Origin of the sequence: Kiritimatiella glycovorans (assembly GCF_001017655.1) — a bacterium.
GTDB lineage: Bacteria > Verrucomicrobiota > Kiritimatiellia > Kiritimatiellales > Kiritimatiellaceae > Kiritimatiella > Kiritimatiella glycovorans.
The window spans coordinates 274,011-286,644 of record NZ_CP010904.1 but is presented as its reverse complement, the minus strand read 5'-3'; the positions used below and the strand labels follow the sequence as shown (position 1 = coordinate 286,644).

The window sequence follows — 12,634 nt, the reverse complement described above, 5'->3', positions numbered from 1 at the left end:
TAACGAAACATCCATCTTATACCAATTCCTTTTTTCGTCAACGCACAATGCGAAATCGAGCCTGCCCTTATGGTTAATCTCATCCGTTCCCTCGAATCTGCCGCGCCGCACCGCAAGCGGCGGACGCGCACGCTTGACGCCGGGGGGGCGGGCCGGAAATAATGAGCATGCATGATGACATCCTCCCGCGGGGAGGATTCCCGGCGGAAGGGATTCGGTAATGAAACCTGTGGTGTCCTGGATAAAAGTGATCGTGGCCGTGTCCCTCTTGGCGCTCGCACTGACCGGCACAGCTTTCGTGCACAGCTTCCGGCAGGACCTCCGCCGCGAAGTCGAGAAGGACCTCACCGCGATCGCGGACCTCAAGGTGTTCGAGCTTTCCCTGTGGCTCAAGGAACGCGTCAGCGACGGGGGCGTGCTCATGGAAAACCCCTTCTTCACCGCACATGCCGAACGGTGGATCAGGGACCCGGACGGCGGCGGACGCGCGGAGCTGGAGACCTTATTCAGAAGCCTGTCCGAGCGATACGATTACTCCGAGGTACTGCTCGTGGACACCAATCTCCGGGTGCGCTTCCGCCTCGGCGAGTGGCCGGCGTCCAACCTGGAGGCCGCGCGCGATACGTTCCGGCTGGCCGCCCGCGAACGCAGGCCGGAAATCCTGGGCATGCACCGCGGCCAGCTCGTCGATACCCCCCACCTGAGCGTCGTGGCCCCGCTCTTCCCGGATCACGGCGAAGACGCCCCCCCGTTCGGCGCCGTGATCCTCATCTGCGACGCCCGCGATTACCTCTACCCGCTCATCCAGTCCTGGCCCACGCCGAGCGAGACCGCCGAGATCGTCCTGGTCAGGCGGCAAGGGGACCAGGTCCTGTTCCTGAACGAACTCCGCCACCGGGAAAATACCGCGCTGAACTTCCGGCTGCCGATGAGCCGCACCAACCTCCCGGCGACCCGGGCGCTGCAGGGATACTCGGGCGTGATGCGCGGAAAGGATTACCGCGGCGAGGATGTGCTCTCGGTGACGCGGACTATTCCTGACTCCCCCTGGGCCATGGTCGCCAAAATCGACACCGCCGAGGCCTTCGCCACCATGCGCCGCGAGACGCTGATGGTCTTTCTGCTGACGCTGGGGCTCGCCGCGGGGGTGGTCATCGGCGGCTACGTGGTCGTCCAGCGCTCACGGAAGCTCCACTACCGCGCGCGCTACGAGGCGGAGCGCGCGAGAAGGCGCAGCGAAACGCGCTACGGGACCACCCTGCGCAGTATCGGCGACGGGGTTATCGTGACGGACGCGGAAGGCCGCATCGAACTGGTGAATGCCGTGGCCGAGACCCTCACCGGCTGGACACAGGACGAGGTTCTGGGGCGGGATCTCCACGACATCTTTCAGATCGTCAACGAACATACGCGCGCGGAGGTCGAGAATCCCGTCGACCGCGTGCTGCGCGAGAATAAGGTGGCGGGGCTCGCGAACCATACCGTCCTGGTCGCCCGCGACGGCACCGAACGCCCGATCGCCGACTCCGGCGCGCCGATCTGTGATGACGCAGGAACCGTATCGGGCGTCGTGCTCGTCTTCCGCGACCAGACCGAGGAACGGCGCGCGCGCGAGGCGCTGGAGGAAAGCGAACAGCGATTCCGAACCCTCTTCGAGACGGCGCCGATCGGGATCTTTACCACCACCTCGGTCGGGAATGTCCTCGCCGCCAACCCGGCCATGGCCCGGATGCTTGGGTTTCACTCGGGGCGGCAGGCCGTCGAAGAACTCCGGGACCTGGGGGCCGAACTCTACGCCCGTCCCGAACGAAGGGCCGAATTCCTCCACCTGCTGAAAAAACACGGACACGTGGAAAACTTCGAATATGAGGCCCGCGGCGAAGGGGGGAAAGAGCTATGGCTCTCGATGAACGCACGCATCTCGGGTCGGCGCGAGGACGGCCCGTTCACGATCGACGGGTTCACTACGGACATCACCGCACGCCGGAAGCGCGAAATGGAACTGGAACGGCTGATGACCGCGATCGAGCATACCGAGGAAAGCATCGTCGTCACTGATGCGGACGCGCACTACCTCTATATGAATCCCGCGTTCGAACGGGTCACCGGCTACTCCCGCGACGAGGCCCTCGGGAAGACCCCCGCCATCCACAAGAGCGGGAAACACGACCGGGCCTTCTACGAGACCCTTTGGGCCACGATTACGGAAGGGCGGACGTGGCAGGGAAACTTCGTCAACCAGCGTAAAGACGGGACGCAGTATACGGAAGAGGCCACCATCTCGCCGGTACTGGACCCGCGCGGAAACATCGTCAATTACGTGGCCGTCAAGCGGGACATCACCAGCGAGATCGCACTGGAAAACCAGTACCGCCAGGCCCAGAAGATGGAGTCGATCGGCCGCCTGGCAGGTGGCGTCGCGCACGACTACAACAATAAGCTGCAGTCGATCATGGGGTACGCTGAACTGGCGCTGGCCGAGGCCGGCGACCATCTCGAGCTGCGCGAGCACCTCGAGGAACTGCGCCGCGCCGCGGAGCGGTCCGCGGACCTCACGCGCCAGCTCCTCGCCTTCGCGCGCCGCCAGACCATCGTCCCCAGAGTGATCAGCCTCAACGACACCATCACGGGGATGCTGAAGATGCTGCGCCACCTGATCGGCGAGGATATCGACCTCGCCTGGCAGCCGTCGGAGAAGCTGTGGCCCGTCAACCTCGATCCCACCCAGATCGACCAGATTCTGGCCAACCTCTGCGTGAACGCGCGCGATGCGATCGACGGGGTGGGCATGGTCACGATCGAGACGCGAAACGTCTCGTTTAACGAGACCTACTGCGACGAGCATCCCGGATTCAAACCGGGCGACTACGTGATGCTGGGGGTAAGCGATAACGGCTGCGGGATGAGCGAGGAGACCCGGGAACACATCTTCGATCCGTTCTACACCACCAAGGGCGTCGGCGAAGGCACCGGCCTGGGGCTGGCCACGGTATTCGGGATCGTGAAGCAGAACAACGGATTCATCAACGTCTACAGCGAACCCGAAGAGGGTACGACCTTCAGAATCTATCTCTCTCGTCACAAAGGCGACGCCGCCGAACACACCCCGTCGGAGGACGACCGGCAGGCCCCCCGCGGCGGCGAGACGATCCTGCTCGTCGAAGACGACACCTCCGTTTTACAGTTCGGATCGACGATGCTGGCTCAGCTCGGATACGAGGTACTCACGGCGCACGGCGGGGATGAAGCGCTGACCGTGCTCGCAGACCACAACGAACAGGTCGATCTGATGCTGACCGACGTGGTGATGCCCGGCATGAGCGGCAAGGACCTGGCCGGAAAAGTTCAGCGCCTGCACCCCGGGATCAAGGTGCTCTATATGTCCGGCTACACCGCCAACGCCATCGCCCACCACCACGTGCTGGACGAAGGCGTCCGCTTCATCCCCAAACCCTTCTCCATTCAGACCCTCGCCGAACGCGTCCGCGAAACGCTGGACGAATGAGCCGCGCCGGAATCAAAATGTTCTCTGCTCTTTCCGTGTTCTGTGATCTCTGCAGTGAAACTCGATTCCGATAGCTCTTATTCTCCACTCAAAAACTCAGACTTCTCACTCCCTCTTACTCTGACTCTGATTCTGATTCTGACTCTAACTTCTTACTCAGGTTTCAGGTCTCAGCCCTCCCACTCAAAAACTCAGGCTTCTCACTCCCTCTTACTCTTACTCTGACTCTGATTCTGACTCTGACTCTGATTCTGACTCTAACTTCTTACTCAGGTTTCAGGTTTCAGCCCTCCCACTCAAAACACCCTCCCACTCAAAAAACTCCCCCCTTCCGGGTTGCATCCTCCGAACGGAATCCTTACATTCTCGCGCGGATGCTTAGCTCAGTCGGTAGAGCAGCTGACTCTTAATCAGCGGGTCGGGGGTTCGAGCCCCCCAGCATCCATAACCCACCTCCGCCGCCAGCGATCAGTCGCGGAAGATGCGGGAGCGGTGATATTCCATTGCGGTCATATCCGGCGCGAATCGAGGGGGGCAGACAAAGAACTCCTCCCTCGATGCCGCGAAAGCACTTGGGCTGCAGATCTGGAACCTTTCCCCTTTTGACGCACCCACCGTGCACGTGTATTATACGTGTAAACACAAAAGAGGTGATGTTCAATGCGGAAAAAGCTGACTCTTACGATTGACGAGGAGGTGTACGATGGCCTGCGGCGGGTCGTTGGCCCGCGCAAGATAAGCCACTTCGTGGAGGATCTCGTGCGGCCGCATGTGCTGGAGAAAGACTTGTACGAGGGCTACCGCACCATGGGTGCAGACCGCGTCCGGGAATCTGAAGCTCTGGAGTGGGCAGAGTCGACCTGCGGGGACGTGAGTGATGAAGAGAGCTGAAGTCTGGTGGATCAACTTCGATCCCTCAGTCGGCGGGGAGATACGCAAGCAGCGTCCGGCCGTCATCGTCAGCAACGACGCGGCCAACAGATTTCTGAATCGTGTGCAAGTCGTGCCGCTGACAAGTTCAACCGGAAAGCTCTACCCAAGCGAAGCATACGTGACGTACCGCAGCAACCGATCCAAGGCGATGGCAGATCAGTTGACCACGGTCAGCAAGAAACGCCTGATCAAGAAATCAGGAGCACTATCGCCCGCCGATATGGAGCGTGTTGCGCAGGCAGTCGCGACGCAGCTGGACCTCTGACGGACGGCAGAACCATCAGGCGCACGAAAAGGCCGAAGTCATGCCGGTTTCAGAAACTCTGCTTCCGATCCCTTTCCATTTCCGTAGCCGCCTCCCCATACCGACAATAAACTAAACGGGATCGGACCCCTGTAAGTAAGACCTTTCTTGTGTTTTCGACCAGTAGAGTAGAGAGGGAGCCACGGGATGAGAGGCGTATAGCCAATGACCGCGGACTGCCCTCCCCCTCGTCGAACCGGACATGCGGATTTCCCGCATCCGGCTCTCGCGGAAGGCATTTGTTGGATGGTTTCACAGGTAGATCAGTCCCATGTTCTTGAAATGCGCGTAGTAGCTCATACCTTCAGGGGGCCAGTAGCCGCGCTGACTGCGTCGTTTCGCATGTCGCGTGAGACGCTGTCGCACGTATCCATTGACGTGGCGGAATGCCACACGCGGATAACCCAGCGAGAAGTAGTTTGCCCATCCTCGCATTTGCATGTTGAGTTCGTCGATCACCGTCGGCAGAGGTTTGAAGCATTGTTCCGGTCCGGTCATCTCCCGAAGCCGATCACGTTCCCGTTGGAGCGCTTTCCGCGACGGTGTCAGGTTCCAGTACCGGCACGGGCGTCCGCCGAGGTCCCGGTCATAGCGGAAGCTATATCCGAGAAAGTCCAGCGTCTGCCCCGGTTCCCGAGCATCGAGTATCCGGGTCTTGTCCCGGTTGATCTTCAGCCCGAGCCACCCTTCTATCTTGGCTTCGATGAACGCTTCGAGTTGCGGACCGATATACCGGGCGAGGACCACGAAGTCATCGGCGTACCTCACCAGTTTGGCCTTCGCCCACCGTGCCGGTCCGTCTTTGCGGTAAAACACCGCATCGAACCAGTGCAGATAGATGTTGGCCAGAAGCGGCGAAATGACCCCGCCTTGCGGCGTGCCCTTGTCGTTGCGCTTCACGGTCGGCGGTTTGCCTTTCTCCGTTTCCTCTACCGGCGCTTTCAGCCACATTCGGATCAGCTTCAGCACGGACCGGTCGGTGACACGCATCTGCACACAAGCGATGAGCTTGTCGTGTGGAATACTGTCGAAATAGCCGGCCAGATCCGCATCATACACCGCACACCGCCCTTGCCGGAGCTCCTGTCCAATCGCCTTCAACGCATCATGCGCCGAGCGCTCAGGCCGGAACCCATGGGAGCAATCCTTGAAGTCAGCTTCAAAGATCGGTTCCAATATCAGAACCGTAGCGGTCTGCACGACCCGATCCCGCACCGAGGGTATTCCCAAGGGACGGAGTTTCCCGTTCACCTTCTGGATGTAGACCCGCCGCACTTTTCCAGCACGGTAGGTTCGATCCTTCAGGCTGCGTTCAATATCCGCCAAGAAGGCTTCGACTCCTCCTTGACTCTGTTCGATGTCCTCGATGGTCACACCATCGGGGCCTTCTTTTCCGCCGTTGGCGCGTACATGTTTCCATGCCGCCAGCAGAGTGTCGGCCCGGCCAATGTGGCCATAGAGACTGTAGAAGCGAAACCGCTTCTCCTGTTTGGCCTTCTGACTCAGCTTCTGTCTCAGCGCGGCGAGTTTCGGCGGCAAGAGTCTGTCGTCAATGCGATAGTACTCCGTCGCTTCTTCTGTCATAGGTTTCACCAATCAGTCCCCCGCGCTTCTTACTCAGCTCGTCTTCCGCCGAGACCCCTTCGCTCCACGGGCATTACCCCGCTTCATCACTACTACGAGCCTCTCCGACTCCCGCACGCGATCACCCCCGAGGTTATTGATTCCCCCACGGGCTTGTCGGCTTACCCGACATCACGGCGGGCCTCCCAAGTTCCTGGCTGTTCTTTCTGCGCGCGCCGTCTCTTGTTACCCCGGAGGGCCTTGCCGGTGCTTATGACCGTTCCTTCCCGACAAGTGCTGGCTTCATCATATCCGATAGGCTGGCCGCCCTCGGCTTGTGTAACGAGGCTGAATCAAGTTCGCTTTCGCTACGGCTCACGCGTTCGCCTTCCCAGGCTTCGACGCCGGGGTTACCCCCGATCACCGCTGGGTCGGCTACATGTGCAACGATCAATTCACACGACTGACTCCTTTCATTCAGTTAGAAACAGCCAAGCTTTGCTTGGCGCACCGGATTACACCGAGGACACGGATGGGAACTCGAAATCGGGATTCAGAGAGAACATAATTCGTACTCGAGTTCCTTGAACACGGGGAGGGGGATCGCGCCTTCGGCGCTCCGAGTACGCGTACGAGTAAGAGTACGAATTGTGTTCACCCCTTCATGCTCTTCATGGCCTTCATGGTGAATCCCATTCTCTCCCCACGATCTCGATTCTACGCTTTCCCTGATCTTCCGCACCCCGCCCTTTTCCCCGAACGACTTTCTATTCGCGACCGCCTTCTCAAAAACTGAACATGAAAAACATCAACGATCCTTTCCAATCGCCAATAATGCATTAGGCGGACCCTTCTGTCCCGCCACAAGCTCTATGCCCCGATATGGGGCCCTATAGGATGCTACTGATTTATTTAATTTCTACTATTCACTATTATTTCATTTAAATATCTATTCCATTCACTTTTTTTCTGACTAACATAGTCCTCCCCTCGGCCATTTATACACTGTCCCCTGAACCGCTTCACCTCCGACACATTACGCATATTCCTCCGTCGCCGGAATTCCTGATCACGATAGTATTCCCGCCACTCTTCCGCCCAATCAGAATCCCCTGCATGATGTCCATCGCGATTGGATAGAGGCCGAGCCGGCTTCCCATATTTATAAAAAGAATAATCCGCAGATTCTACGTGATCAAGTTCCCGCCTGCATTCAGACCGCTTTTTGTTGGCCTTGAGAAGCATCGTCGCTAAAGTATAGGAAAGACCGGCTCTGTACTCGTCTTCCTCCCCTTTTCGCGTGGCACAATAGGATTTAAACCGCAGTAGAAGATCCTCATCAAAATCACCATTTTCAGGATTCATAATGATTCTATTGACTAAGTAATCACATACAGATCCATAAAATCTTTCATCACTGCAGTGCCTACTTAATCCGCATTATTCTAATATCATTTCTCTTTCCGACTTAGTAATTAAATCCCGCCAATCCATGCCACCACACCATTTACCGCTGAATAACCAGGATGATATTCCAAATGACACAAACACTAATAAGCTGAATAAGGCTGCTATGACGAAGTAACTAATAGGGCTTGTTTTTCTACAGTACATTTTACAACCTCCCCTGCTTACAGGATGGAAAGAGAATGTCATACCGCGAATCGCTGGCGGATCTCTGCGAAAACTTCCTCTCCCGGGACGGGCTTGACGCGGCCTGAACGGAGTTCATCAAGTCGCCGTTTGGCGACAGCCGCCCATTTCCGGTCGATCTCCGGGTCCGGGGGATTGAGGGAACGCAATAGAGAGTCGACCACGACCGCACGTTCCTCCACGGGCAGGGACTCCGCTTCGTGTATGATCTCGGCTGTGCTTGGCATAGTCACCTCACGCTTGATTACTTTGGAACTGAACCACGTCGGGCATGGTATTCAAGCTTATCTTTTGCCCAAATTCGGCTGTCAGGTCAGCGTATTCTATACTCGGCGGCCGAGGTGAGAGGCCCGCCCAGTTGCGTCATGTCTTCCCTGCATCTTCAGGGTTTTAGTGGGCGGGAAGCCTCACGGACCAGGGGGAGGGTGAGCGAAAAGGGACAAGGGTGAACACGAAAAGGCCGAAGTCATGCCGGTTTCAGAAACTCTGCTTCCGATCTCTTTCCATTTCCGTAGCCGCTTCGCCATACCGACAACCTGGGCTGCCCCTTTTTCCTTCTTATCATCATCCGTGCGATCGGTGTAATCGGTGGTTCTCTTCCGATACACCATTGAAGCAGGCGAGCCCGAAGGATGCGGTCAGTCGTCCAGCGTCCGGATGCGGATGTTCCGCCAGCGCACGCGCAACGGGTCTTTGCGGGCGCCTACGCCGTGGACCTGGAATCCGAGATAGCCGCTGCTCATTCCGGAACGGTCGTCGGGACCATCGCTGATCTTCGTGCCGTTGATCCATACGGCGACGCGCCGGCCGTCGGCCAGGATGCGGTACTCGTTCCAGCCATCCTTTTGGTACACCTCGTTCGCCAGCTCCGGCTTCGGCTTGAGCGTCCATCCGCCTACGCCCTCGAACCAGAGTCCGCCGGCGTTCCCGTTGGCGGCGATCTCCACCTGCGGTCCGCAGAGCGATCCGCTGCGCACGCGGCGGCGCGCCTTCTCGCGCACTACCGGCCCCAGGGCGTCCGGGATCATTTTCGGCTTGTCGGCGGACCGGATCTGAATACCGGAATTGAGTTGCGGGTCGCACTTGACCTCGAACCGCAGCTCGAAATCGGCGTATGACCTGTCGGGACAAAGAAAGGTGTTCGGGGTGTTCGGCTTCGTGGTCCCGACCAACATGCCGTCCACGACCTCGTAGCTCGCCTCGCCGCCCTTCGCGGTCCACCCCTCGAGGTCCCTGCCGTTGAACAGCTCAGTCCACTCTTCCGCGCACACCGGAAAAGCGACGAAAACAGCGCATAAGGCGATAACGATGCGATTCATGATCCGTCCTCCCTGACTGAAGATCCCTGTTTATCGCACAGCATCCCGAAACGCAAGCGACCATCTGTTTCTGACCCCGCTTCACCTCTTCTCCAGCAACGAATGCATGGCGCGCAGGAGATCTTCCTCGCAGCAGGGTTTGGACAGGATGCGCGTGGCGGAGTCGCGCTCGCGGAACCCGCTGAGATAATTGCGACTGTACCCGCTCAGAAAAACGACGGGGGCCTCCTCGCCATGCTTTTCGCGAAAACGGCGGGCCACTTCGCTTCCGTCGTAACGGGGCATGACGACATCGAGCACGGCCAGATCGATCTTTTCGCCGCCGGCGTCGATGAGCTCCAAAGCCGCGGCCCCGTCCTCGGCGGCGATCACGCGGTACCCCGCTCGCTCGAGTATGTGACGCAGCCAGGTCATCACGCCGGGGTCGTCCTCGCCCAGCAGCACGGTCGCGGTCCCGCCCGGTACCGGATCGCCTTCGAGGCGGGGCGCTTCGGGAGCTTCGCACGACTCTTCGCTCGCGGGCAGATAAAGCCGGAAGGTCGCGCCCCGGCCCGGCTCACTGTACAGGGATATGAATCCCTTGTGCTGCGACACGATGCCGTAGACCGAGGAGAGCCCCAAGCCCGTTCCCGCTCCCACTTCCTTGGTGGTGAAAAACGGGTCGAACGCCTTCTCGCAGGTGTCACGGTCCATCCCGCATCCCGTATCGCTGACATCGATCCGCACGTATTCTCCGGGCGAGGCTTCGCTGTGCCACGTACAGAACCATTCATCGAGATACTGGGTCGAGGTCTCGATGCGGAAGCTCCCGCCCTCGGGCATGGCATCGCGCGCGTTGGTCACCAGATTCAGCAGGGCCTGCTCGATCTGGCCGGGATCGGCGCTGACCGCGGGCAGGCCGTCGGTCAGGCGGGATTCGTAGCCCACGCGTTCACTGAGCGCGGTCCTGATCATGCCCTCCATGTTGGCAATGAGTTCATTGATGTTGACCGGCCGGCGTTCGGTGTCGTGCCGCCGCGTGAACGTCAACAGCTCGCGGGTCAGATCGCGCGCCCGCTTGCCGGCCTTGAGCACCTCGTCGAGCGAAGTCTGGAGCGAGGACCCCTCCTCGGCCTCCGTGCGCGCGATCTGCGCGTTGCCCATCATCACCTGCAGGATATTGTTGAAATCGTGCGCAATCCCCCCGGCGAGCTTGCCCACCCCCTCCAGCCGCTGGGCGTGCAGGTACTGCTCCTCGAGCAGGAGTTGTTCCGTGATGTCGCGCTTGACGGCGACATAGCTCACGATCGTCCCGTTCTGATCGAACACGGGCGAGATGGTGGCGGATTCCGTGTAGTGCTCGCCGTCCTTCTTCCGATTGACGAACCGACCGTGCCAGGTCCGGCCGCCGGAGATCGTCTCCCAGAGGTCGCGGTAGTAATCGTCCGACTGCTCCCCGCTCTTGAGAATGCGCGGGTTTTCACCCAGGACCTCGTCCCTGCCGTACCCGGTGATCCGCTCGAACGAGGAGTTCACGAACCGGATGGCGCCTTCGGTGTCGGTGACCACGACGATGTCGGCCACCTGCTCCACCGCGTGCAGCAGGTGTTCCCGCTCCCGTTCGGCCTGCCTGCGCTCGGTGACGTCGACATGCGTACCCAGCATCCGCCGCGGCGTTCCGTCGTCTTCGCGATAGATGACCGTACGAGCCTCCAGCCACCGGTACGATCCGTCGCGGTGGCGCAGTCTGAATTCAAACTCGTACTCGGTGTTCGCACTCTCCATGAACGCTTGCAGTTCCTCCAGCACGCGCGAAGCCTCATCCGGATGCAGCCGGCCGGTCCACTCCTCCAGCGCCCCGCCCACGTCGTCATCCGCATATCCGAGCTGGCGTTTCCACTCGGCGGAGTAGAATACGGTACCCGTCCTGAAGTCGCGCTCCCAGATCCCGATCCTTCCCGCGTGCACGGCGGCGTCCATCCGCGCCGAGGTCGCTTCAAGCTGTGCCAGCGCTTCTACGTAATGAGTGACGTCGTTCAGAACGGCGTAGTAGCCGTGGACGCGGCCGTGCTCGTCGCGTTCGGGCAGCAGGACGCCTTCGATGTGCCGCGACCCGTTGTGAAGGCAGGAGCACTGTTCACGGTAGTGAACCTTTTCGCCCTCGAGCACGCGCTCGACGTGCGGTCGCGCCCGCTCGAAGGCCTCTTCGCCGATAAACTCGGGCACGCTGCGCCCCAGGATCGCTTCGGCGTCCATCCCGAACACCTTCTCGTACGTCCGGTTGACGTAGCGGTAGCGGAGGTCGGTATCGGCAAACGCCACGAACTGCGGGAGGTGGTCGACGATCTTCCGGAACCGTTCTTCGCTCGCCTGAAGGGCGATTTCGGCCTGTTTTGCCGCGATCACCTGCCCCATGACCCCGGCGAGTGTCTCCAGCGACTCGCGATCGGATTCCTCGATCCGGTCCGCTTCGCGGGAGGCGACGTTGAGGCAGCCGATGGCCTCGTCGCCGTGCAGGATCGGGACGATCGCGACACTGCGGAGTCCCTCGCGGTCCCGTTCCGGAGGGCGCTCATAGGGCAGTTCGCTGTAGCGGGTATAGAGCGGGGTGCCTTCGCGGACGAGCCGGACGGGTTTTTCGTCGGGCCCGAGGCGTCGTACCGTGCGCAGGAAATCTTCCGACAGGCCCTGATGCGCGGCGATCGCCAGCTCGCCGGTGTCGGGTTGAAAGAGGTAGACGCCCCCCGCCTGCGTACCCGAAACCTCGAAGGCGCCTTCGAGACAGAGTTTCAGTGTCTCGTCGAGTCCCCGTTCCTGCGTCAGCGCCAGCGCCAGATCGCGCTGCACCCTGAGCTGCCGTTCCCTGCACGTCACACCGCACCCCCGTTCCCTTTGCGGTCCGTCTCCCCGAAACGACGAAGCGTCACTCCGCCATTCTTGGCCCGTCATTATGCAAAGAACGTGAGCGATTGCAAGGGCGGCTCATCCCACGCGTACGTCCTGCTGTTCGCGGAACGGATTATTGCGCGCTGCGAAGGAGAACAGGAAGGGATAGGCTTTGCGCAGATGACCCATGTACTCGGCCCACTGGCGCATGGCGCGGCCGTAGGCGCGGGCGAGGTCGCCGTTCAGGTGTTTACCTCAGTATTTCACCTGTTTACTATCCGCATCAGGAGATTCAGAATCAGCGTCAGCACGACACTGACCACGATACACGTCACCACCGGGAAATGGAATGTCGTGTTCCGGCCGTGGACGTGGATATCGCCGGGCAGCCGTCCGAAGGGGAACGGGAGCCGCGCGGCAAAAAACATCAGCAGACCCAGCACCAGCAGGACGCCGCCCGTCAGAATCATGGTGGTAGCGATCGACTTCATG

General features: G+C 60.1%; 8 protein-coding genes and 1 tRNA gene. 4 read left to right on the top strand and 5 right to left on the bottom strand.

Going from position 1 to position 12,634, the window contains the following annotated elements; all coding sequences use genetic code 11:
* The first annotated feature begins 220 nt into the window (after positions 1–220).
* The 4 genes from L21SP4_RS01280 (at position 221) to L21SP4_RS01265 (ending at position 4,703) form a co-directional block, all read left to right on the top strand.
* Positions 221–3,505 carry a PAS domain S-box protein gene (locus L21SP4_RS01280; RefSeq protein ID WP_052880964.1) on the top strand — a complete coding sequence of 1,095 codons (3,285 nt, stop codon included), beginning with the start codon at positions 221–223 and terminating at the stop codon, positions 3,503–3,505.
* Between the two features lie 372 nt (positions 3,506–3,877).
* Positions 3,878–3,950: transfer RNA gene (locus L21SP4_RS01275), tRNA-Lys, on the top strand.
* Between the two features lie 215 nt (positions 3,951–4,165).
* The gene (locus L21SP4_RS01270; protein ID WP_052880963.1) at positions 4,166–4,396 is read left to right on the top strand and encodes a hypothetical protein; all 231 of its coding nucleotides are present in this window, start codon (positions 4,166–4,168) and stop codon (positions 4,394–4,396) included.
* Positions 4,383–4,703 carry a type II toxin-antitoxin system PemK/MazF family toxin gene (locus L21SP4_RS01265; RefSeq protein WP_052880962.1) on the top strand — a complete coding sequence of 107 codons (321 nt, stop codon included), beginning with the start codon at positions 4,383–4,385 and terminating at the stop codon, positions 4,701–4,703. Before L21SP4_RS01270 ends, L21SP4_RS01265 begins: the two co-directional genes overlap by 14 nt.
* Positions 4,704–4,994: 291 nt before the next feature.
* On the opposite strand, the gene ltrA is transcribed toward L21SP4_RS01265, so the two are convergent.
* From ltrA to L21SP4_RS01240, 5 genes are all read right to left on the bottom strand, one after another.
* Positions 4,995–6,326, bottom strand: a complete 1,332-nt coding sequence (gene ltrA, locus L21SP4_RS01260) for a group II intron reverse transcriptase/maturase (RefSeq protein WP_052880802.1) — start codon at positions 6,324–6,326, stop codon at positions 4,995–4,997.
* A gap of 1,631 nt (positions 6,327–7,957) precedes the next feature.
* The gene (locus L21SP4_RS01255; protein ID WP_052880961.1) at positions 7,958–8,185 is read right to left on the bottom strand and encodes an addiction module protein; all 228 of its coding nucleotides are present in this window, start codon (positions 8,183–8,185) and stop codon (positions 7,958–7,960) included.
* A 411-nt stretch (positions 8,186–8,596) separates the two neighbouring features.
* Positions 8,597–9,277: a 3-keto-disaccharide hydrolase gene (locus tag L21SP4_RS01250; RefSeq protein ID WP_052880960.1), complete on the bottom strand. Its 681-nt coding sequence runs from the start codon at positions 9,275–9,277 to the stop codon at positions 8,597–8,599.
* An 81-nt stretch (positions 9,278–9,358) separates the two neighbouring features.
* Complete coding sequence (locus tag L21SP4_RS01245) at positions 9,359–12,130, bottom strand: PAS domain S-box protein (RefSeq protein ID WP_160300610.1); 2,772 nt, start codon at positions 12,128–12,130, stop codon at positions 9,359–9,361.
* A 275-nt stretch (positions 12,131–12,405) separates the two neighbouring features.
* The gene (locus L21SP4_RS01240; RefSeq protein WP_052880958.1) at positions 12,406–12,633 is read right to left on the bottom strand and encodes a DUF2905 domain-containing protein; all 228 of its coding nucleotides are present in this window, start codon (positions 12,631–12,633) and stop codon (positions 12,406–12,408) included.
* Position 12,634 lies beyond the last annotated feature (1 nt).